The sequence below is a fragment of the Curtobacterium oceanosedimentum genome, from assembly GCF_020297365.1.
Classification (GTDB): Bacteria; Actinomycetota; Actinomycetes; order Actinomycetales; family Microbacteriaceae; genus Curtobacterium.
The window spans coordinates 52,254-73,434 of sequence record NZ_JAIXIG010000014.1; the positions used below are offsets into that span (position 1 = coordinate 52,254).

Below are 21,181 nucleotides of genomic sequence, written 5' to 3' on the forward strand. Positions count from 1 at the left end.
CGACACCGGTTGTCCGGGCATCGTCCGGGCGGCGGGAGGCCGCGGTCTCCTCGGCGCCGTGACGATCCCGGTTCGCGCACCAGGGAGAACACGAACCAGAACCGCCAGCGCTGCAGAGCGGAACGTCCTCCCCGCGGGCCGCGGTCACCACCGCTCGGCCCTGCGGCTCGTCGGCGGACGGACCCGCGCGAACGCACGCCGCATCGACGACGTCGTGCTGTAGCCGGAACGTGCCGCGACCTCGGCTGGCGGGTCGCCACGAGCGAGCGCGTTCCGGATCGACAGGCTGCGGTACCAGCGGCCGAGCTGCGCGGGCGTGCAGCCCGTCGCCGCGGCGCACCGGCGTTCGAGGGTGCGCTCCGACATGTCGATGCCGTCGAGGAGCGCCCGTACGGACGGCGGACCGGCAGGATCGAACAGGCGGTCGAGGACCCGTGCGAGACCGTTGTCGCCGAGCATCGGGGGCGGGTTGTCTCGGAGCACCGTCGTGACGACGAGTCGGGCGAGGGCCTGCCGCTGCGCTCCGTGCCACCTCCCGCCGTCGAGGTGCGCGACGTGGCGGAGCGCGAGGACGACATCGGGCGAGGGAGTGCCGGGCGGGCCGGTGGTCGCGATGGGTGGGAGTGCGAGGACCTCGTCGGCGAGCGGGCCGAGCGAGGCTGCTCCGACGAGGACGCCCGTGCGCGCGAAGAGCGCCTCGTGGTCGTACTCGTAGGTGTCCGCGACGCGGGGCGGGCCGGAGCGGTGCGATCCCGTGCTGACCGTGATCCCCGGGTGCGGTCCGACCAGGGCAGCGGCGCCGGCGTCGACGCAGGCGATGTCCTCCCCTCGTCGCAGCCAGAGCGGACGTGAGCGCGTGGCCACCCAGACGTGCTCGCCCGCGGCGTCGATGTCGAGCGTCCAGGACTCGTCGTCGGACAGGACCTCGGTTCCCGGCCCGACGTCGAGTCCGACTGTGTCGACCAGTGCTCGGAGTGCGTCACCCATCCGACGAGCGTGATCGAGGACGGGGCCGGCGTGGCGCGGATCGAGCGACCTGTAGAAGAGGGGGGATAACCCCACCCGGGTCGGGGAGAGGGCAGGATGGGCGGACGGCCTCGTGATCGCGAGGCTGGATGCATGACCGACACCAACCGCCTCGACCAGGCGCGCACCGTCCCGCTGGACGACGCCACGCCCTCGCCCGACCAGGCCACGACCGTCCCGCTGGACGACGTCACGAGCCCGGCCGAGCAGGCGAACACCGTCCCGCTGGACGACACCACGCCCCCCGGAGCCACCAAGCCGATGCCCCAGTACCCGCGGCAGCGCGACCAGAGCGACCAGCAGATCCCGCCGGCGTCGTGGAGCGCGACCCCGCCCGTCGGGTCCCGACCGGGCGGCGGCGGCTCGGGCACCGGATCCGGCATGACGGCCGGACAGTTCTACCGTGACGCCTGGAAGCGCCTGCCGCGGGACTTCGGCTACATGGCGCTCACCGCCGTGCTGCTCTGCACGCTGTACTTCGCGTTCCCGACGGCGATCTTCGGCGGCGGGTTCCGCGACCTGTTCAACCCGTTCGTCCTGCTCATGTTCTTCATCGCCCTGTTCGTGGCGCGGTGGCTCGGGCAGTTCGAGAAGCTCCGGATGAGCTGGGCCGACCCGCGCCCGATCCGCCCGGTCGACTGGACGCCCCGCTGGCAGCAGAACTGGTGGACGCGCACCGGGTCCGCCGTCGCGAACCCGCACTACTGGCTGTACCTGCTCCACGCCGCCGTGGTCTACCCGCTCGCCGCGGTCGTGACCGTCGGCGCCGGCGCGCTGCTGCTCGTCGGCTTCACCTGGCCGATCGTCGCGGGCGGCCTGTACTTCGTGGGCAACATCGCGGCCGGGTACGTCCCGGACGGTCTCGGGTCCCTGGTCGGCGTCGGGTTCCTCGCCCTGCTGTCGATGGCCGCCTCGGTCGTGCTGCTGCCGCTCTGGGCGCGTGGCTCGGTCCTCGCCCACTACTGGATCGACTTCGGGCTGCTCGGCGGGTTCCGCGCCGAGGTGCTCGAGCGTCGCGTCGCCGGCCTCCAGGCATCCCGCGCCGGTGCCGTCACCGCCGAGGGGCAGGCGCTCCGCCAGATCGAGCGCGACCTGCACGACGGCCCGCAGCAGCGCCTGGTGCGCCTCCGCATGGACCTGTCCGCCGCCGAGCGCGCCCTCGACCGTGACCCGCAGAAGGCGAAGCAGCTCATCGGCGAGGCCTCCGAGCACGCGCAGGACGCCCTCGACGAGCTGCGGGCGCTGTCCCGCGGGTTCGCTCCGCCGATCCTGCTCGACCGCGGGCTCGTCGCCGCGCTCGAGGCCCTGGTCGCCCGCAGCCCGATCCCCGTCGGACTCGATGTGCGCCTGCCGGAGGGCCTCGAGCTGGCCTCCGAGATCCAGCGCAACGTCTACTTCACGGTGAGCGAGCTGCTGACCAACACGATGAAGCACTCCGGTGCCTCGACGGCCGGCGTGTACCTCGGTCTCGTGGTGGACGCCTCGGGCCTCTGGTACCTGACCGTCAGCGTCACCGACGACGGCCGGGGCGGCGCGCGGCCGTCGCAGGGCCACGGCATCGAGGGGCTGATGGGACGCGTCCGCGCCCTCGACGGCGACCTCGTCGTGTCGAGCCCCGAGGGCGGCCCGACCGAGGCGACGGCACGGATCCCGCTCGGTGCGCTGCACGGGGTCCCGATGGCGACGACCCAGCGGTGACCCCGCGGGAGCGCCCGCGCTCCCACTAGGCTGGTCGGCATGAGCGACGGCCCGGATGCAGCACGCATCCGGGCCGTCGTCGTGGACGACGCCGTCCTGCTCCGCGAGGGCCTGGCCCGCGTGCTCGACGAGGCCGGGATCGACGTGGTCGGGCAGTACTCGGACGCCCGGTCGTTCCTCGCGACCCTGCCCGACGGTGCACCCGACGTCGTCGTGATGGACGTCCGGATGCCCCCGACCTTCACCGACGAGGGCGTGCGCGCCGCCGTCGAGACCCGCCGGATCGCCCCGCGCACCGGCGTGCTCCTGCTGTCCCAGTACGTCGAGGCCACCTACGCCGAGGACGTCCTGGCCGCCGGAGCGACCGGCATCGGCTACCTGCTCAAGGACCGCGTCACCCGGCTCGAGGAGATCGACGACGCCGTCCGCCGCATCGCCGCGGGCGGCACGGTGCTCGACCCCGAGGTCGTGACGCAGCTGATGAGCCGCCGCCGCGATCCCCTCGCGGCGCTCACCCCGCGGGAGCGCGACGTGCTCGGGTTGATGGCCGAGGGCCGCACGAACGCCGCGATCGCGCGCGCCCTGGTGATCGGCACCGGCGCCGTCGAGAAGCACGTCTCCAGCATCTTCGGCAAGCTCGCGCTCGAGGACACCGGAGAGGACCACCGCCGCGTCCTCGCCGTCCTCGCCTACCTCGGATGAACCGAGCCCGCGGGTGAACCGCGTCCCCGCTCCCCTGCTGGCGCTGACCGCGATGGTGTCCGTCCAGGTCGGCGCCGCGATCGCCAAGACCCACTTCGACGACGTCGGTGCAGTCGGCGCCGCCACGCTCCGGCTCGTCATCGGCGCCGTCGTGCTCGCCCTGGTGGTGCGGCCGCGTGTGCGGCACTGGACGCGCGCCCAGTGGCTCGGCGCCGTCGGCCTCGGCCTCGCCCTGGGCGGCATGAACGTGTTCATCTACTTGTCGTTCGCGAGCATCTCGATCGGGATCGCCGTGACGATCGAGTTCCTCGGACCCCTCGCCCTGTCGCTCGTGCACACCCGACGGTGGCGCGACGCGGTGTGGGCCCTGCTCGCGCTCGCCGGTGTCGTGCTGCTCGGCATCGGTCCGACCGCCGTCACGGAGGTCGACGGGGTGGTCTGGGCCGTGCTCGCCGCCGCGTGCTGGGCCGGCTACATCGTGATGAACCGGCGCGTGGGCGCCGCGATCCCCGGCGTCGACGGGCTCGTCGTGTCGATGGTCGTCGCGATGCTCGTGGCGCTGCCGTTCGGACTGCCGTCCGCGGTCGACGGCGTCCTGCGGGAACCGAGGCTCCTGGTCGTCTTCGGCGCCGTGGCCGTGCTGTCCAGCGTGCTGCCGTACGCGCTCGAGATGCTCGCCCTGCGCCGCATGCCCACGCGCGTGTTCGGCGTGCTGCAGAGCCTCGGCCCGGCGATCGCGGCCCTCGCCGGCCTGGTCGTGCTCGCCGAGGGCCTCTCGGTGCTCGAGACGGTCGCCCTGGCGTGCGTCACGGCGGCCAGCGTCGGTGTGACGCTGTCGTCGCGTCGCCGACGCGACGGACCGGTGGCGTGAGACGAAGCGGAGGCCCGGATCACGTCCGCCGACAGCGGTGCGTGATCCGGGCCTCCAGGAAGACCGTCTACTCGTCGCGCAGGAAGTCTGCGTACGTGGGTTCCGACTGCTCCCCCGACAGCAGCGCCGGATCGTTGATCCGGCGCTCGACGTAGGCGCTGATGACCTCAGGCGGGGTGAGCACGTGGGCGACCCAGGACGGCACCGCTGCGTTCTTCATGGTGCCTCCTCGTCCGTGACCGGCACTCGGTTCGAATGCCTCGATCAGTGAGTTACTTGCCGACCCGGTACTCGCTAAACCATCCTCGCGCTCGAGCCCGATGTCAACGCAGTGCGTCATGCGGAGTCCGCATCGCGCTGTCTGCGCGCAGTGTCCGGTGCTTCACGGCTGAACGCCAGACCCACGCCTCGGCCTGTTGCCCGAACTGCGCCCACTCGACCAGCACGGCATCGCGGGTCCAGCTCTTGGCGAAGGCCTTCACCCGGACGTGGAAGGTCGGGAACTGGATCCAGGCCCACACCGGCTTCGGGGTCACGGCGTGGCAGACGTCGGCACCGCGGGCGTCCTCGGAGAGCGAGTACGCGCGCGGACGCTCGACCTCCGGGTGTTCCGGGGGCTGCCACCGGTTCTCGCGACGCCGTCCCACGACGGTATTCGAACGTGTGTTCGAACGGCAGTCAAGTCCGCCGCGTCGTCTGGACGAGCACGCGTCGCCGGACGGGCGTGTCGTCGCGTCACCGGGGCGAGGCGGACGGGGCGACCCGCGCCGCCGCGGCGCTGACGGTCCTGGTGCACCATCCACGGGCGGAGCAGACCGGAACCGTCATCGCGCGGACACGGCGTCCCCACTCCTCGCCGACCGGAGCAGCTGGCGGACCCGGTACCACAGCGGGCCGGGGCGTCTTCCGCCGGTGGTGCCGCCGGGCGGACAGTCCGGGCATGCAGAGCAGCACGGGGGTACAGGTGGTGTCGGCGGCCGCGGTGGTGGCGGCGCTGGTGGCCGGGGTGGGCGGCGCGCTGGGAACCCCGTGGTTCCTGTCGTGGGGACCGCCGTCCGGGGTGGTGCGGGCCGGTGCGGTGCTCGCCGGGATCGCCGGCGTGGTCGTGCTCGTCGCCGCCCGGCGGACACGGGATCGCCGGGCGCTCGCGTTCGCGGTGTCCGTGCTCGCATTCGCGGTGATGCAGGTGGGCCCGGCGTGGGCGGTCGGCGTGCTCCTCGTCGTCGTGCAGGGCGCCCTCGTGGCCTTCGGCGTCCTCACGTCCCGCGACGAGCGGGGCGCGCAGCGGGTCCTCGGTCGGGTCGTCGCGGTGCCGCTCCTGCGCCCGGTCGGTCGGGGCGTCGGCGCGCTCTGGGCATCGGCCGAGGTGCGCTGACCACCCGCTGTCGCCAGCGCAGACCGAGGTCAGCGCCGACCGTGATCAGCGCAGCCCGGCGGCGGTCTCCGGTGCCTCCTCGGGAACGGACCAGGGTTCCGAGGTCATCCCGCCGCCACCGCGGATCGAGCGGACCGCGCCGTCGGCGGCGCGGTCGTAGGTGACGTCCTCGTCGATCGACCCGAACCGGTTGCCGGCGGTCATCCGCAGGGTGTCGGCGTCGACGACCTCGAGTCGCGTGGGCGTGTCGAGGGGGTCCGGCGCGGAGGGATCGACCTCGACGAGGCGGGCACCGATGCGGGCGACGTCGGTCACCCCCCACGGGTTGGCGAACCGGCCGGTGAACGTGGCGGGGTCGACGCCGTCCGGGATCGGCGTGCCCGGGGCGTCGGCGTCGGCCGCCGCGTCGAGCAGGCGCACGATCGCGGTGGCGATGAGGGAGGCCGGCCCCGAGGCCGCACTCGTCAGCACCGAGACGACCAGACCGGACTCCGGGTCGAACACCGACTGCGTGATGTGGCCGGGGAATCCGCCGGAGTGGCCGCGCACCTCGCGGTCGCCGATGCGGTCGACGATGAAGCCGGCACCGTAGCCACGCCCGGCCGGGTCGTCGGTGGCGCTCCAGGCCTTCCGCTGCGCCAGGCGCTTCGAGTGGTCGGTGAGCAGGGTGCCCTGTCCGATGACGTGCTGCGAGAAGTACCGGACCAGGTCGGACGCCGTGCCGTGGAAGCCCGTGGCCGCCGCCATCGCGCGGGTGTCGACGTGGTCGATGCGTCGCCGGTGTCGCGCGGCGTGGAACCCGGTGTACCCGACCACGAACTCGTCGGCGCGTGCCGGGTCCCAGTCCGGGCCGGTGTTCCGCAGACCCAGGGGTTCGGTGATCGACTCGCGGACGTACTCGTTGTACGGCTTCCCCGACACCGCGGCGATGACCAGTCCGAGCAGGGCGTAGCCGAGGTTCGAGTAGTTGAACGCCGACCCGGCGGGGACCTTCTGGCCGCGGTCGAGCACGAGCGCGAGGAGTTCCTGCTCGTCGGGGAACGGTCGGAGCAGCGACCAGTGGTCACCGTCGTGCCCGTCGCGCAGCACGCCGGCGCCCATCTCCATGAGCTCCCGCAGCGTCGCGTCGGCGATCGGCGACCCGCCGTCGACCAGGGCGGCGACATACGTGCCGACGGTGTCATCGAGCCGGAGCGCACCGCGTTCGACGAGCTGCAGCAGGGCCGTCGCCGTGAAGGTCTTCGAGTGCGAGGCGATCCGGAACAGGTCCGTGGTGGTCAGGCGCCGCCCGGCCTCGACATCGGCGTACCCCCAGGCCTCGTCGAACAGCACCTCGCCCTCGTACCCGACGGCCACCTGCACGCCCGGCACCCGCAACTGCCACACCTTGTACGACACCCACTCGCGGACGTAGGGCAGGACGGTCTCGTACGCGGCGCGGTTCGACATGGGCCCAGCCTTCCATGTGTGCCACGCTCGGACCATGCGCCGCACACCGCACTTCCTGATGACCGACGTCGACGAGGTCCGACGCCTCATCGCCGCGAACCCGTGGGCGACGATCGTGTCGCACACGGCGGCGGGACTCGTCGCGTCCCACTACCCGGTGCTGCTCGAGGCGCCCGGTCCCGACGACGACCCCGACACGATCGTCCTGGTGTCCCACGTCGGCCGTCCCGACGAGGTCGCGCACGAGCTCGGCCGGCACGAGGTCCTCGTGGTCTTCCAGGGCCCGCACGGCTACGTCTCCCCCGCCTGGTACCCGCCGGAGCAGTTCGTGCCGACCTGGAACCACGTCACCGCTCACGTGTGGGGAACGCCGGAGATCCTGTCCGACGACGAGAACTTCCGGGTGCTCGGTGAACTCGTCGACCACTTCGAGCAGGGCATGCCGTCGCCGGTGTCGCTGCAGGTGGACGAGGACACCGCTCGCCGGATCGCGAAGGGCACCGTCGGGATCCGGATCCGCGTCACCCGGTTCGACGCGCGCGCCAAGCTGTCGCAGAACAAGGCCCCCGAGGTGGTCGAGCAGATCATCGCCGGCCTGCGCGGTGACGGCCCGTACGCCTCGCCGGCGCTCGCCGACGAGATGGCACGGGCACACGCGGCGCGTGCGGACCGTACGGAGGCGAGATGACGGAGATCCTGCTGCGAACGGTCCGGCGCGTGGGCACCTCCGGAGCCCCTGCCGACGTCCGCATCGTCGACGGTCGCGTGACCGCGATCGCTCCGACCGGCACGCTCGATCCCACGAGCCCCGACGCCGACGTCGTCGAGACCGCCGGCGCGTGGCTCGGTCCGGGCCTGGTCGACCACCACACGCACTTCGACCAGTGGGCGCTCGTCCGGCGCCGCGTCGACGTCACCGGCTGCGACTCCGCCGAGGCCACCGCGGACCTGCTCGCCCGGGCCGCGCGCGCCGACGTGGCGGACCGCCTGCTCGTCGGACACGGCTACCGCGACGGGACGTGGCCCCGCCCTGCGCGACGCGAGCTGCTCGACCAGGCCGCACCGGGCCTCCCGGTCGTCGTCATCAGCGCGGACCTGCACGCCGTGTGGTGCAATGCGCTCGCGCTCGCCCACTTCGGCGTCGTGCTCGGCCGGCCGCTCGAGACGGGCGAGGACGGCGTGGTGCGCGAGCAGGACGCGTTCGACGTGACCGGTGCGCTGTCGCAGGTGCCGGACGCCGTGCTCGACGCCGCCGTCGCCGACGCCGCCGAGGCGGCCGCCGCCCGCGGGGTGACGGGCGTCGTCGACCTGGAGATGCGCTTCGGACTCGACCGGTGGCGTCGGCGGATCCACGCCGGCACCGATGCGATCCGGGTGGCCTCCGGGGTCTACCCGGACGACCTCGACGACGTGATCGCGCGCGGGCTGCGCACCGGGGACGTCGTCGCGGGCACGCGGGGGCTGCTCACGATGGGTCCGTTCAAGGTGATCACCGACGGCTCGCTCGGCACCCGGACCGCCGCGATGGCATCGGGCGAGGGCGTGCTCGCCTACCCGTTCGAGGACCTCGTCGCGGTGGTCCGGCGTGCCGTCGCCGCCGGGCTCGTCCCCGCGATCCACGCCATCGGGGACCGCGCGAACACCAACGCCCTCGACGTCTTCGAGGCCGTCGGCACCCGCGGGACCATCGAGCACGCGCAGCTGCTCGTCGACAGCGACGTCGAGCGGTTCGCCCGGCTCGGGGTCGCCGCGTCGGTGCAGCCCGAGCACGCCATGGACGACCGCGACATCGCCGATCGGCACTGGGCGGGCCACACCGACCGGGCCTTCGCCTTCGCGTCGCTCTCCCGGGCCGGCGCCCGCGTGCTGCTCGGGTCGGACGCCCCGGTCGCGCCGCTGGACCCGTGGGTGTCGATGGCGGCGGCCGTCGGTCGGGACCGCGACGGCCGGGAGCCGTGGCACCCGGAGGAGCGGCTCTCGGCGCTGACCGCGTGGACGGGGTCGACGGTCGGGGGTCGGACGTCGGTTGCGGTCGGCGACGTCGCGGACCTGGTGCTCGTCGAGTCCGACCCGCTGGCCGACGCCCCGTCGTCGGCGCTGCGGTCGATGCGGGTGCTCGCCACCGCGGTCGCGGGGCGGTTCACGCACCGCGAGCTGTAGCTACTTCTGGTCCTTCGGGCACCAGTAGAGCTTGCGGCCGGCCATGTCCGCCATCCGGATCTCGGTGCCGCAGACCCGGCAGGGCTCGTCCTGGCGGTGGTACACCCAGTGGCGGTCCTTCCGCGAGCGCACCGCCTTCTCGTGGTCGGCCTCGGACAGGTCGTCCATGGTCAGCATCAGGCCGTCGCGGACGCCGTCGTGCAGCAGCTTCGACCAGTCCGCCCACAGCGCCTTCGCCTGCTTCACGGTGATCTTCTTGCCCGGCTTGTACGGGTCGATGCGCTGCCGGAACAGCAGCTCGGCACGGTAGATGTTGCCGATGCCGGCCACGACGGACTGGTCCATCAGCAGCTGGCCGATGGCGACGTTGCGCTTCCGGACGTTCTCGACGAAGACCTTCTCGGCCTCGGGCCCGTCGTCGTTCATCGGGTCGGGACCGAGCTTGTCGAGTGCACGCTGCACCTCGGCCGGGGTCTCGACGACGCACGCGGTGGGGCCGCGGAGGTCGGCGACGGTGTCCTCGGTGAGGATCCGGACGCGCACCTGGCCGACGGGGTCAGGCGGGAAGGACTCGATCGGGTCCTCCACCTTCTCCTGCTCGGCCATCCGGTACCGGGCCAGTCGCGGCGCACCGATCGACGACAGGGACTCCTCGCCGTCGCCGTCCTCGGACAGCGCCTGGGCGGTGGAGATCATGCCCGCGAAGTCCCAGGCCCCGTAGAGCCCGAGGTGGACGCGCAGGAACAGGTCGCCCTCGAACTCCAGGAACATCTGCTTGGCCACGGCGCGCGCGGCGATGAGCGTCCTGCCGTCGAGCTGCTCAGCGCCCGCAGCGAAGCGGCCCTGCGGGCTCGACACCTCGCAGCGCTTGCCGACGAAGTGCCGGGTGAACTGGTTGGCGATGCGGTGGACGGAGTGACCCTCGGGCATGCGGACCTGTCTACTCGGTCGAGCCGTCGATCTGCTTGCCGGCGATGTGCCCCGTCCGCTCGTACTCGGCGAGCTGGGCGATGCGGCGGGCGTGGCGCTCCTCGCCCGAGAACGGCTCGGCGACGAACAGGTCGACGAACCGGATGGCCTCGTCCTCGGTGTGCTGACGGGCACCGATGGAGATGACGTTCGCGTCGTTGTGCTGGCGGGCGAGGACGGCGGTCGACTCGTTCCACACGAGGGCGGCGCGGATGCCCTCGACCTTGTTCGCGGCGATCTGCTCGCCGTTGCCGGAGCCACCGAACACGACGCCGAGGGCCTGGACGCCGGCACGCTGGTCCTGCACCACGGCGTGCGCGGCGTTGATGCAGAACGAGGGGTAGTCGTCGAGTGCGTCGTACTCGGTCGGACCGTGATCCACCACCTCGTGCCCGGCTGCCGTCAGGTGGTCGCCCAGGGTCTTGGTGAACTCGAGGCCGGCATGGTCCGTTCCGAGGTGGATGCGCATGGGACCGATCCTATTCCCGCCGCTCCGGGGCCCGGACCACCACCACCAGGTACCGGACGGACTCGTCGCCCGGGTTCCGGTAGACCACGTCGGCGGGCTCCCCCAGCTCGATCCGGTCGCCTGCGGCGAGCCGCGTCGGCTCCCCGCCGACGACGACCTCGAGCACGCCGTCGACCACCCAGATGCAGTGCCGCAGGAACGCGTACGCAGACGCCGGGTAGGCCACTTCGCGGCCGGCCGGGAGGCGCACCTCGGTGACGTCGGCGGGGAACGCCGCGCTCGAGACCGGACGCCGGCGGTACCCGGTGTCGGGATCGGTCCAGGAGTCCGCGGTCGCGCCGCGTCGGACCCCGCGCGCCTCGTCGGGGTCCGTCACCCTGGGCACCTCGTGCTCGAGGGCGTCGTCGAGGAGCTGGGACACGGTCAGGCCGAAGGCGCCGGACAGTCGGCCGAGGATCGTCGCGGTCGGGCTGGAGACCCCGCGCTCGACGCGGTTGATCATCGCGCGGGAGACGCCGGACTCCTCGGCGAGCTCGGTCAGGCTCCACCGCCGCTCGGTGCGCAGCCGCTGCAACCGCTCGCCGAGTGCACGCTCGTCGTCTACGATGTGAGACATGACGACAGCATATGCGACGACGGGGGTCGTGATCCGCGACTGCACGCCCGACGACCTCGACGTGGTGCACGCCCTGCACGTCGACGCCGTGCTGCACTCCACCGCCATCTGGCAGGACGAACCGCACCCGCGGGCGTGGTTCGACGGCTGGCTCGCGGAGCGTCGGGCGGCGGGGCTGCCGGTGCTCGTGGCCGAGGTCGGCGGCCAGGTCGCCGGCTACGTCACCTACAGCGCATTCCGGCCGCACCCGGGGTACCGGCACACGGTCGAGCACAGCGTGTACGTCGTCCCGGCGTTCCGGGGGCAGGGCGTCGCGCGCACGCTCATGGACGCGCTCGTGGCGCACGCCCGCGCCGACGGGGTGCACGTGATGATGGCGGGCATCTGCTCGACGAACGCGGGGTCGATCGCGCTGCACGAGCGGCTCGGGTTCTCGGTCGTGGGCGTCCTGCCCGAGGTCGGACGCAAGTTCGACCGCTGGCTCGACCTGACGCTCATGCGCATGCCGCTCGCCTGACGGGGGCCGGGTGGCGGGCGCGACCCGTGCCTCCCGGCCGGCGCTGCCCGCGCTGCCGGCGCTGCCTGCCTGCCCGCGATGCCCGCGATGCCGACGCTGCCTGCTGGATTGCGCCCCGTCACGGGCGTTGCGCCCCGACGCTGCGGGGCGCGACGCCCGTGGCGGGGCGCAACGAGGCGGACCCGACGTCAGTCGGTGGTGTCGAAGATCGGGCCGACCGTGCGCGAGCGCTTCAGCTCGAAGAAGCCCGGGACCTTCGCGACCGCGACGACGCCGTCCCACAGGTCGAGCGCCTGCTGTCCCTTGGGCGCCGGGGAGATGACCGGTCCGAAGAACGCGGTGCCCTCGACCGCGATCACGGGGGTGCCGACGTCCTGCCCGACGCGCTCGATGCCGTCGCGGTGGCTCTCGCGCACGGCTTGGTCGACCTCGTCCGTCCACGCGTACTCGACGAGGTCGGCGTCGAGGCCGAGCTCCGCGAGCACCGCGGGGACGACCTGCTCGGGGTCGGACTCCTGGCGGTGGTGGACGTGCTCACCGAGCGCGTCGTACAGGGGCTTCACGATCTGCTGGCCCAGGCGGAGCCGCGCCGCCGTCACGATCCGCGGGTACACCTGGCCCTGGTCGAGGCGCTCGCGGTACGTGTCCGGGACGTCCTGGTCCTCGTTGAGGACGAACAGGCTCATCACCTTCCACGTGACGTCGAGGTCCCGGTGCTCGGCGACCTCGCCGACCCAGCGGCTCGTCATCCAGGCCCAGGGGCAGTTCGGGTCGAACCAGAACTCCACGGCGGTGCGTGCGGCGGAGGGTTCGGTCGTGTTGTCCACAGTCGTCTCGGTCACGCTGCGAGCGTACGCGGCGTCGCTAGGCTGGAGCCCATCGTCCCGCCGGTGCACGACGCCGTGCCGGGACCCCGCACGCGGACATCGATCGTCCGCGTCCCCAGCGAAGATGGAGCGTTGCGTGCCCGGAGAGAACCTCACCCGAATCGAAGCCCAGGAGCGCGCGGCCGTCGTCGCCGTGCAGACGTACGACGTCGAGCTCGACCTGACCCGCGGCGCGGAGACCTTCGGCAGCACCACGCGCGTGCGCTTCACCGCCACCGCCGGTGCGTCGACCTTCATCGACGCCATCACGAAGACCGTGCACGCGGTCACCCTGAACGGCACGGCGCTCGACGTCGCGGCCGTGAACGACGGCGTCCGCATCCAGCTCGACGACCTGCAGGAGCAGAACGAGCTCGTGGTCGTCAGCGACGCGCTGTACACGAACACCGGCGAAGGCCTGCACCGCTTCGTCGACCCCGTGGACGACGAGGTGTACCTGTACTCGCAGTTCGAGGTCCCCGACTCCCGCCGCATGTTCGCGGTGTTCGAGCAGCCCGACCTCAAGGCCGAGTTCTCCTTCACCGTGACGGCGCCGTCGCGGTGGCAGGTCGTCTCCAACTCCCCCACGCCGGAGCCGCACGTCGACGGCGACGTCGCCACCTGGGCCTTCCCGCCCACCGCGCGCATCTCCAGCTACATCACCGCGCTCGTCGCCGGCCCGTACGAGGTCGTGCGCGACGAGCTGACGAGCCGCGACGGCCGCACGATCCCGCTCGGTGTCTTCGCCCGCCGGTCGCTCGCCGAGTACCTCGACCCCGAGTACGTGTTCGAGACCACGAAGAAGGGCTTCGCGTACTTCGAGGAGAAGTTCGACGTCCCCTACCCCTTCGAGAAGTACGACCAGCTCTTCGTGCCGGAGTTCAACGCCGGCGCCATGGAGAACGCCGGGGCCGTCACCTTCACCGAGACCTACGTGTTCCGGTCGAAGGTCACCGACGCCATCAAGGAGCGCCGGGTCGTCACGATCCTGCACGAGCTCGCCCACATGTGGTTCGGCGACCTCGTCACCATGAAGTGGTGGAACGACCTGTGGCTCAACGAGTCCTTCGCCGAGTGGGCGTCCACCATCGCCACGGCCGAGGCCACCGAGTGGACCGAGGCCTGGACCACGTTCCAGGCGATGGAGAAGTCCTGGGCCTACCGGCAGGACCAGCTCCCCTCGACGCACCCGATCGTCGCGACGATCAACGACCTCGAGGACGTCCAGGTCAACTTCGACGGCATCACCTACGCGAAGGGCGGCTCGGTCCTCAAGCAGCTCGTCGCATGGGTCGGCATCGACGCGTTCTTCGCCGGTGTCTCCGCGTACTTCAAGAAGCACCACCACTCGAACACCGAGCTGCGCGACCTGCTCGTCGAGCTCGAGGCGACGAGCGGCCGTGAGCTGACCGAGTGGTCGAAGCTCTGGCTCGAGACCGCGGGCGTCAACACGCTGCGTCCCGAGATCGAGACCGACGAGTCCGGCGTCATCACGTCGTTCGCCGTCCTGCAGGAGGCCCCGGCCGACCACCCGACGCTGCGCCCGCACCGCCTGGCGATCGGCGTCTACGCCTTCCAGGACGACGCGTCCGCGCCGTTCGGCGCCGACACCGCGTCCTCCGGCGGCAAGCTCGAGCGGGTCCACCGCGTCGAGATCGACGTCGACGGCGCCCGCACGGACGTCCCCGAGCTCGTCGGCGTGCAGCGCGGCGACCTCGTGCTCCTGAACGACGACGACCTGGCCTACGCCAAGATCCGTCTCGACCAGCACTCGCGACGCACCGCGATCGAGCACCTCGCGTCCATCGCGAACCCGCTCGCCCGCTCCATCGTGTGGGGTTCCGTGTGGGACGCCACCCGCGACGCCGAGTCCCCGGCCAGCGACTACGTCCGGCTCGTGCTGGGCAACATCGCGACCGAGACCGAGTCGACGACGATCCGCACCACGCTGTCGCAGCTGCTGCTCACCGCACGCAACTACGTGGCGCCGGGTGCAGTGGACGCCACCGTCCGCACCGTCGGGGACACGCTGTGGCAGCTCGCCGCATCGGCCGAAGCCGGTTCGGACGCGCAGTTCCAGTTCGTGAAGTTCTTCGCGCAGATCCCCTCGACGCCCGAGCACGTCGCGACCCTGCAGGGGCTGCGCGACGGTTCGGTCACGCTGCAGGGGCTCGAGATCGACACCGACCTGCGTTGGGAGCTGCTCGAGGGCCTCGTGCTCGCGGGCGCCGCCGGCACCGTGGAGATCGACACCGAGCTCGCGGCGGACAAGACGGCGTCGGGCGAGCAGGCCGCGGCCCGCGCCCGGGCGACGATCCCCACGGCTGAGGGCAAGCTGGCGGCGTTCTCGTCGCTCGTCGACTCGTCCGAGCTGCCGAACGCGATCGTGCGGCAGACCACGGTCGGCTTCCAGCACGTGAACAGCCCGGTGGTGCTCGAAGGTCTCGTGCCGAAGTACTTCGAGGTGCTCACCCGCATCTGGGCCGAGCGCAGCTACCACATGGCCGACACCATCGTCTCGGGCCTCTACCCGGCGCCGCTCGCGTCGGCCGAGCTCCGTGACGCGGCCGCTGCCTGGCTCGAGGAGCACCCGGAGACGCCGGCGCTGCGCCGCATCGTGTCCGAGAGCCTTGCGGGCACCGAGCGCGCACTGCGAGTGCAGGCCGCCGACGCCTGACCCCTGTGCTGATCCGGCGGGGTCTTGGCGTTCCTCCAGGGACGCCGGGGCCCCGCCGCTTAGCATCGACCGGATATGAACCTCGCCGCATCGACCGAAGACACGTCCAAAATGATCTCGAACGCGTTCACGGACTTCGTGGAGACCTGGCAGGCGCCGATCACGATCGTCATCACGATCATCGCCGCGATCGTCCTCCGACTGATCCTCCGCCGCATGATCAAGCAGGTCGTCGATCGGATCGTCAACGGCGTCAAGAAGCGGCAGGGCGCCGCCGACACCCAGGCGCTCGTCGCCTCGCCGGTGCAGACGGCCCGCGTCGTGCAGCGCACCCGGACGCTCGGCAGTGTCCTCGAGAACCTGGCGACGGTGGTCGTCGTCGCGATCGCACTCGTGATCATCGCCACGGCGGTGTGGAAGGGTGCCGCGGTCGGCATCGTCGGCGGTGCGTCCCTCGTCGCCGCCGGTCTCGCCGTCGGCGCCCAGTCGATCGTGAAGGACCTGCTGTCCGGGATCTTCATGATCCTCGAGGACCAGGCCGGCGTCGGTGACGTCGTCGACACCGGGCAGGCCACGGGCGTGGTCGAGAACGTCGGCCTGCGCGTGATGCAGATCCGCGACGTCAACGGCATCCTGTGGTTCGTGCCGAACGGGCAGATCCTGCGGGTCGGCAACCTGTCGCAGGGCTGGTCGCGCGTGCTCGTCGACATCACGGTGCCGTACGACACCGACATCGACGCGGTGCAGGACGCCCTGCTCGCCGCCGCCGTCACGATGTCGCAGGAGCCCCGCTGGCGGCAGCGCATCGTCGAGAAGCCGGAGATCTGGGGCCTGCAGTCGATCTCCGACGACGGCATGGTCTTCCGCCTGGTCGTGAAGACCCGTGCCTCCGAACTCGACGTCGTCGGCCGGGAGCTCCGCATCCGCCTGAAGCGCGCGGTGGACGAGCTCGGCATCACCCTCCCCGCGATGGCGATGATCATGCCCGAGGGCTGGGAGAACGCCACCTCGATCAACGGCCTGCGCACCGTCCGGACGCAGCCGACGCCGGCGCCGACCAAGCCCCGGCGGACCAAGCGGAACATCCTCGGGCAACCGGTCCGCACGGACGACCCCGACGGCGGGAAGGACCCCCGATGACCGATCCCACACCCCCGAGCGGCACGGGCGGGCCGGGAGCACGCGGTTCGCTCGGCATGCCCGGCTCTCCCGGCGCGCCCGGCTCGGTCGGTGTGCCGGCGCAGCCGATCACGCTGCGTGTCGGGGAGCACGGCGCCTCGGCGACCGGGTCGCTGTACGAGCGGATCGGTGGCGCGCCCACCTTCGACCGGCTGGTCCGACGGTTCTACGAGGGTGTGCAGCAGGACGAGGTGATCTGGCCGATGTACCCGGCCGACGACCTCGAGGGCGCGATCTGGCGCCTCTCCGCCTTCCTGCAGCAGTACTGGGGCGGCCCGGGCACGTACAGCGAGCAGCGCGGGCACCCGCGACTCCGGATGCGGCACCACCCCTTCCGGATGACCCCCGAGGCACGCGAGCGCTGGCTCCTCCACATGCACGACGCGGTCGAGTCGCTCGACCTCGCTCCCCTCGACGAAGCCGAGCTCTGGGGCTACCTCGACCGTGCCGCCCACGCGATGACGAACTCCTTCGACTGACGGGTGCGACGTCGGCGTCCCGCGCCGGGCGCGAGACTGCAACAACCGGCGGACGGGAGGCCCGTGGCGGCGCCGCCACGGGCCTCCCGTCCGTTTGTTCCCGCGTTCTCGGTCCCGCGAGACGCTAGGAGTTCAGGGTCCAGGCGCGGCGCTTGACGAGCACGTGTCCACGGGACGTGGTGAGCCGACTCCACGGTCCGGTCTCGAACAACCGCACCGGGTCGTGCCCGAGGAAGCCGAGGCTCTCCCCCGCGAACCCGGCGCCGGCCGGCAGGTGCTCGATGCCCGGGACGGGACGGCCCCAGACCTCGGAGCGGATGCGTCGGACGATCGCCTCGCCAGCGTTCGACGGGACGGCGTCCGCGACCTCGGCGATGCCGTCGCGGGTGGCGCGGCGCAGCAGTTCCGGCGAGACGTCCGGCAGGGGCACCCATCCACCGCGCGGCGGCGAGATGGCGGCCCAGGTCACGGTGTGCACCTCGTGGGGCAGCTCGACCTCGATCGGGGTGGCGCGGGTCGGGTCGGCACCGTCGGCGTGTTCGGCGTCCTCGGCCTCGGCGAGCAGCCGCAGCCGCTCGAGCAGGGACTGCAGGGGCACGACGGTGTCGATCGTGGCCGGCTCGGTCAGCGAGAACGTCCGGAGCCCGAGGACCGTCGGCAGTTCGTCGAGCAGGCCGAGCGGGTAGAGGATCGCCGTGTACACCGCGAGGACGCCGGAGTCGGCGATGAGCCGGACCGAGCCGTCCTCGATCCGGGCGGCGCGTCCGAGGTAGGTGCGGAGGTCACCGAGGGAGGCGGCGTCGGGAAGCGTGAACGAGTTGCCCATGTCGGTCCCGATCCTACCGGCCGCCGTCGACCGATCGGCTGGGCGTGCGCCGTACCGGCGGCAGGGGGCGGCTCCTTCGTAGACTGCACCACGTGAACGGCGAACCCGACTTCCTGCGGACCCTGCGACTCGAGGACACCGGTGCGAGCACGGGTGAGACGATCCTGACCGGTGCCAGCCACTGGTCGCCCGGCGGGCGCGTGTTCGGCGGCCAGGTGCTGGCGCAGTGCATCGTCGCGGCGCAGACGACGATCGAGGGCCGCGACGTGCACTCCATGCACGGGTACTTCCTGCGGCCCGGCGACATCGACGTCCCGATCACCTTCGGCGTCGAGCGCATCCACGACGGCCGGTCCTTCGCCACCCGACGCGTGCAGGCCTACCAGCGGGGCGTTCCGATCTTCTCGATGATCGCCTCGTTCCAGGTGCCGGACACCGGTCTCGAGCACCAGGACCCGTTCCCCGTCGAGACACCGGAGCCGGAGTCCCTGCCCTCGGCGGCGTCGATCCTGTCGGCGATCGACCACCCGGTCGCGCAGGCCTGGGCCGAGCGGTCGATCGACCTGCGGCACGTCGAGGGTCCGGTCTTCGTCGACGTGCAGGGCGAGCACGTGCCGCACCAGGCGGTGTGGTTCCGGGTGCAGGGCGCGCTGCCCGAGGACCCGGCGCTGCACCGCGCGGTGCTCGGCTACGCGAGCGACCTGTCGATCCTGGAACCGATCATGCGTCGGCACGGGGTCGCCTGGGGCACGCCCGGCGCGAAGAGCGCCAGCCTGGACCACGCGATGTGGTGGCACCGCGACGCTCGGGCGGACGAGTGGATCCTGTACACACAGGAGTCCCCGAGCGCCCAGGGCGGCCGCGGGCTCGCCTTCGGTCGGATGTTCTCCCGCGACGGCCGGCTGCTCGCCACCGTCGCCCAGGAGGGCATGATGCGCGTCCCTACGGGCGGCTGAACCGGACGGGTTCCTCGACGTAGGGCTCGCACGCCGCGCGCTCGGCCTCGGTCAGTCGCCGGGGCCGGTTCGTCGTGGCGTCGACCAGCACGAGCGCCGTCGTCGCACGGGTGTAGAGCACCGCGGGCTCCCGGCCGGCGGGCGACCAGACCTCGTAGGAGACGTCGATGCTGGCACCACCGAGCCGACCGATCCACATCTGGATGTCGAGCGGTTGCCGCAGGTACGGGATGGAGGCGAGGTACTCGAGCCGCTGGCCCGCGATCACCGTCATCGTGCCCGAGCCCGGGCGTCCGTCGATGACCGGCTCCGGCAGCGTGCCGTCGGGGTCGTCGCCGGGGTCAGCACCCCAGAACCCCGCGATGCGCGCCTCCTCGAGGAGGCGCAGCATCGCGGAGTTGTTGACGTGTCCGTAGGCGTCGATGTCGCTCCACCGCAGGCGGATCGGAGCGTGCAGTCTCGCCACGCCGGTCAGTCGCGGGTGAGCTTGCGGTAGGTCGCCCGCCCGGGCTTCGCCGCGTCGGCGCCGAGGCGCTCGATCTTGTTCTCCTCGTACGCCTCGAAGTTGCCCTCGAACCAGTACCAGTTCGGCGTGCCGTCCTCGTTGAGGCCCTCCCACGCCAGGATGTGGGTCGCGATGCGGTCGAGGAACCACCGGTCGTGCGTGATGACCACGGCGCAACCGGGGTACTCGAGCAGCGCGTTCTCGAGGCTGCCGAGGGTCTCGACGTCCAGGTCGTTGGTCGGCTCGTCGAGGAGCAGCAGGTTGCCGCCCTGCTTGAGCGTCAGCGCCAGGTTCAGACGGTTGCGCTCACCACCGGAGAGGATGCCGGCGCGCTTCTGCTGGTCCGGCCCCTTGAAGCCGAACTGCGACACGTAGGCGCGGGACGGGATCTCGGTCTTGCCGACCTGGATGTAGTCGAGCCCGTCGGACACGACCTCCCAGAGGTTCTTGTTCGGGTCGATGCCGCCGCGGCTCTGGTCGACGTAGGAGATCTCGACCGTGTCACCGATCTTGAGCGTGCCGCCGTCGAGCGGCTCGAGGCCGACGATCGTCTTGAACAGCGTGGTCTTGCCGACACCGTTCGGGCCGATGACGCCGACGATGCCGTTGCGGGGCAGCGTGAACGACAGGTCGCCGATGATGACGCGCTCACCGAACTGCTTGCGCAGGTGCTCGGCGTCGATGACCTGCGAGCCCAGACGCGGGCCCACGGGGATCACGATCTCCTCGAAGTCGAGCTTGCGGGTGCGCTCGGCCTCGGTGACCATCTCCTCGTAGCGGGCGAGACGGGCCTTCGACTTGGCCTGACGGCCCTTGGTGTTGCTGCGGACCCAGTCGAGCTCGGACGACAGGCGCTTGGCGAGCTTGGCGTCCTTCTTGCCCTGGACCTCGAGGCGCGCGCGCTTCTTCTCGAGGTAGGTCGAGTAGTTGCCCTCGTACGGGTACAGACGACCGCGGTCGACCTCGGCGATCCACTGGGCGACGTGGTCGAGGAAGTACCGGTCGTGGGTCACGGCGAGGACGGCACCGTGGTACTGCTGCAGGTGCTGCTCGAGCCAGAGCACGCTCTCGGCGTCGAGGTGGTTGGTGGGCTCGTCGAGCAGGAGCAGGTCGGGCTTCTGGAGCAGGAGCTTGCAGAGCGCGACGCGGCGCTTCTCACCACCGGACAGGTGCGTGACGAGCTCGTCCCCCGGGGGGCACTGGAGCGCGGCCATGGCCTGCTCGAGCTGCGAGTCGAGGTCCCACGCGTCAGCGGCGTCGATCTCCTCCTGCAGCGTGCCCATCTCGGCCAGCAGCGCGTCGAAGTCGGCGTCCGGCTCGGCCATGAGCGCGGAGATCTCGTTGAAGCGCGCGAGCTTGCCGTGGATCTCGCCCACGCCTTCCTGCACGTTCTCGAGGACGGTCTTGCTCTCGTCGAGCTCCGGCTCCTGCATGAGGATGCCGACGGTGAAGCCCGGGCTGAGCTTCGCCTCGCCGTTGGAGGGCTGGTCGAGACCGGCCATGATCTTCAGGATCGTCGACTTGCCCGCACCGTTCGGTCCGACGACGCCGATCTTGGCGCCGGGGAGGAACGACATCGTGACGTCGTCGAGGATCAGCTTGTCGCCGACCGCCTTGCGGGCGCGGACCATCTGGTAGATGTACTCAGCCATATCGCGCCCAAGTGTAGTGACACCGCCGCAGCACTGCGCGCCCGAGTGCGGATCGCCGCTTCGCGCACCCACCCCCGAGGGTCTGTTGCTCGCGGCGCGGACGACGTACTCTCACTTCGCCCCGCAACCTCGGGGGCCCGCCGCTCACCACGGCGAGGACCCGGATCAGGACCCTGGACAGGACGAGGA

General features: G+C 71.8%; 22 protein-coding genes. 11 read left to right on the forward strand and 11 right to left on the reverse strand.

Going from position 1 to position 21,181, the window contains the following annotated elements; all coding sequences use genetic code 11:
• Nucleotides 1-144: 144 nt before the first annotated feature.
• A complete protein-coding gene (locus tag LEL83_RS08245; RefSeq protein WP_225558448.1) occupies nucleotides 145-987 on the reverse strand; it encodes a helix-turn-helix domain-containing protein in 843 nt (280 codons plus the stop codon).
• A 132-nt stretch (nucleotides 988-1,119) separates the two neighbouring features.
• Here LEL83_RS08245 and LEL83_RS08250 point away from each other — a divergent pair, with 132 nt between their 5' ends.
• From LEL83_RS08250 to LEL83_RS08260, 3 genes are read left to right on the forward strand one after another with little or no spacing between them, the layout of a single operon-like run.
• Nucleotides 1,120-2,724, forward strand: a complete 1,605-nt coding sequence (locus LEL83_RS08250; protein WP_225558449.1) for a sensor histidine kinase — start codon at nucleotides 1,120-1,122, stop codon at nucleotides 2,722-2,724.
• 39 nt (nucleotides 2,725-2,763) lie between these two features.
• Nucleotides 2,764-3,426: a response regulator transcription factor gene (locus tag LEL83_RS08255; protein ID WP_225558450.1), complete on the forward strand. Its 663-nt coding sequence runs from the start codon at nucleotides 2,764-2,766 to the stop codon at nucleotides 3,424-3,426.
• A gap of 13 nt (nucleotides 3,427-3,439) precedes the next feature.
• The gene (locus LEL83_RS08260) at nucleotides 3,440-4,297 is read left to right on the forward strand and encodes an EamA family transporter (protein WP_225558451.1); all 858 of its coding nucleotides are present in this window, start codon (nucleotides 3,440-3,442) and stop codon (nucleotides 4,295-4,297) included.
• A 67-nt stretch (nucleotides 4,298-4,364) separates the two neighbouring features.
• Here the strand turns inward: LEL83_RS08260 and LEL83_RS08265 are convergent, their stop codons facing one another.
• Nucleotides 4,365-4,517: a hypothetical protein gene (locus LEL83_RS08265; RefSeq protein WP_017886018.1), complete on the reverse strand. Its 153-nt coding sequence runs from the start codon at nucleotides 4,515-4,517 to the stop codon at nucleotides 4,365-4,367.
• A 103-nt stretch (nucleotides 4,518-4,620) separates the two neighbouring features.
• Nucleotides 4,621-4,944 (reverse strand): hypothetical protein, encoded by a 324-nt coding sequence (locus LEL83_RS08270; RefSeq protein WP_225558452.1) that lies wholly within the window; start codon nucleotides 4,942-4,944, stop codon nucleotides 4,621-4,623.
• A 293-nt stretch (nucleotides 4,945-5,237) separates the two neighbouring features.
• Here LEL83_RS08270 and LEL83_RS08275 point away from each other — a divergent pair, with 293 nt between their 5' ends.
• Nucleotides 5,238-5,672, forward strand: a complete 435-nt coding sequence (locus LEL83_RS08275) for a hypothetical protein (RefSeq protein ID WP_225558453.1) — start codon at nucleotides 5,238-5,240, stop codon at nucleotides 5,670-5,672.
• Nucleotides 5,673-5,717: 45 nt separating this feature from the next.
• Here LEL83_RS08275 and LEL83_RS08280 read toward each other — a convergent pair whose 3' ends face one another.
• Nucleotides 5,718-7,121 carry a serine hydrolase domain-containing protein gene (locus tag LEL83_RS08280; RefSeq protein ID WP_225558454.1) on the reverse strand — a complete coding sequence of 468 codons (1,404 nt, stop codon included), beginning with the start codon at nucleotides 7,119-7,121 and terminating at the stop codon, nucleotides 5,718-5,720.
• 34 nt (nucleotides 7,122-7,155) lie between these two features.
• Here LEL83_RS08280 and LEL83_RS08285 point away from each other — a divergent pair, with 34 nt between their 5' ends.
• A complete protein-coding gene (locus LEL83_RS08285) occupies nucleotides 7,156-7,809 on the forward strand; it encodes an FMN-binding negative transcriptional regulator (protein WP_198658018.1) in 654 nt (217 codons plus the stop codon).
• Nucleotides 7,810-7,838: 29 nt separating this feature from the next.
• Nucleotides 7,839-9,281 (forward strand): amidohydrolase, encoded by a 1,443-nt coding sequence (locus LEL83_RS08290; protein WP_225558455.1) that lies wholly within the window; start codon nucleotides 7,839-7,841, stop codon nucleotides 9,279-9,281.
• On the opposite strand, the gene LEL83_RS08295 is transcribed toward LEL83_RS08290, so the two are convergent.
• From LEL83_RS08295 to LEL83_RS08305, 3 genes are read right to left on the reverse strand one after another with little or no spacing between them, the layout of a single operon-like run.
• A complete protein-coding gene (locus LEL83_RS08295; protein ID WP_225558456.1) occupies nucleotides 9,282-10,211 on the reverse strand; it encodes an Fpg/Nei family DNA glycosylase in 930 nt (309 codons plus the stop codon).
• Nucleotides 10,212-10,221: 10 nt separating this feature from the next.
• A complete protein-coding gene (locus LEL83_RS08300) occupies nucleotides 10,222-10,719 on the reverse strand; it encodes a ribose-5-phosphate isomerase (RefSeq protein WP_198658015.1) in 498 nt (165 codons plus the stop codon).
• 10 nt (nucleotides 10,720-10,729) lie between these two features.
• The gene (locus tag LEL83_RS08305) at nucleotides 10,730-11,335 is read right to left on the reverse strand and encodes a helix-turn-helix domain-containing protein (RefSeq protein ID WP_225558457.1); all 606 of its coding nucleotides are present in this window, start codon (nucleotides 11,333-11,335) and stop codon (nucleotides 10,730-10,732) included.
• Here LEL83_RS08305 and LEL83_RS08310 point away from each other — a divergent pair.
• Complete coding sequence (locus LEL83_RS08310; RefSeq protein WP_225558458.1) at nucleotides 11,334-11,852, forward strand: GNAT family N-acetyltransferase; 519 nt, start codon at nucleotides 11,334-11,336, stop codon at nucleotides 11,850-11,852. The genes LEL83_RS08305 and LEL83_RS08310 overlap by 2 nt on opposite strands.
• Before the next feature lie 188 nt (nucleotides 11,853-12,040).
• Here the strand turns inward: LEL83_RS08310 and LEL83_RS08315 are convergent, their stop codons facing one another.
• Complete coding sequence (locus LEL83_RS08315) at nucleotides 12,041-12,694, reverse strand: mycothiol-dependent nitroreductase Rv2466c family protein (protein ID WP_225558459.1); 654 nt, start codon at nucleotides 12,692-12,694, stop codon at nucleotides 12,041-12,043.
• Between the two features lie 121 nt (nucleotides 12,695-12,815).
• Here LEL83_RS08315 and pepN point away from each other — a divergent pair, with 121 nt between their 5' ends.
• The 3 genes from pepN to LEL83_RS08330 all read left to right on the forward strand — a co-directional run bounded on the left by pepN (nucleotide 12,816) and on the right by LEL83_RS08330 (nucleotide 17,053).
• Nucleotides 12,816-15,395, forward strand: coding sequence for an aminopeptidase N (gene pepN, locus LEL83_RS08320; RefSeq protein ID WP_225558460.1), 2,580 nt, complete (start codon nucleotides 12,816-12,818; stop codon nucleotides 15,393-15,395).
• A gap of 75 nt (nucleotides 15,396-15,470) precedes the next feature.
• On the forward strand, nucleotides 15,471-16,535 hold the full coding sequence (locus tag LEL83_RS08325) for a mechanosensitive ion channel family protein (RefSeq protein ID WP_225558461.1): 1,065 nt from the start codon (nucleotides 15,471-15,473) through the stop codon (nucleotides 16,533-16,535).
• 56 nt (nucleotides 16,536-16,591) lie between these two features.
• Entirely contained in the window at nucleotides 16,592-17,053 is a 462-nt protein-coding gene (locus LEL83_RS08330) for a globin (RefSeq protein WP_225558474.1), read from the forward strand.
• Nucleotides 17,054-17,177: 124 nt separating this feature from the next.
• Here LEL83_RS08330 and LEL83_RS08335 read toward each other — a convergent pair whose 3' ends face one another.
• Nucleotides 17,178-17,879 carry a DUF8185 domain-containing protein gene (locus LEL83_RS08335; RefSeq protein WP_225558462.1) on the reverse strand — a complete coding sequence of 234 codons (702 nt, stop codon included), beginning with the start codon at nucleotides 17,877-17,879 and terminating at the stop codon, nucleotides 17,178-17,180.
• Nucleotides 17,880-17,971: 92 nt separating this feature from the next.
• On the opposite strand from LEL83_RS08335, the gene LEL83_RS08340 reads away from it, so the two are divergent.
• Nucleotides 17,972-18,835, forward strand: coding sequence for an acyl-CoA thioesterase (locus LEL83_RS08340; protein ID WP_225558463.1), 864 nt, complete (start codon nucleotides 17,972-17,974; stop codon nucleotides 18,833-18,835).
• On the opposite strand, the gene LEL83_RS08345 is transcribed toward LEL83_RS08340, so the two are convergent.
• Complete coding sequence (locus LEL83_RS08345; protein WP_225558464.1) at nucleotides 18,822-19,301, reverse strand: acyl-CoA thioesterase; 480 nt, start codon at nucleotides 19,299-19,301, stop codon at nucleotides 18,822-18,824. The two genes, LEL83_RS08340 and LEL83_RS08345, sit on opposite strands and share 14 nt — an antisense overlap.
• A 5-nt stretch (nucleotides 19,302-19,306) precedes the next feature.
• Nucleotides 19,307-20,992 carry an energy-dependent translational throttle protein EttA gene (gene ettA / locus LEL83_RS08350; RefSeq protein WP_198658008.1) on the reverse strand — a complete coding sequence of 562 codons (1,686 nt, stop codon included), beginning with the start codon at nucleotides 20,990-20,992 and terminating at the stop codon, nucleotides 19,307-19,309.
• Nucleotides 20,993-21,181: the final 189 nt, after the last annotated feature.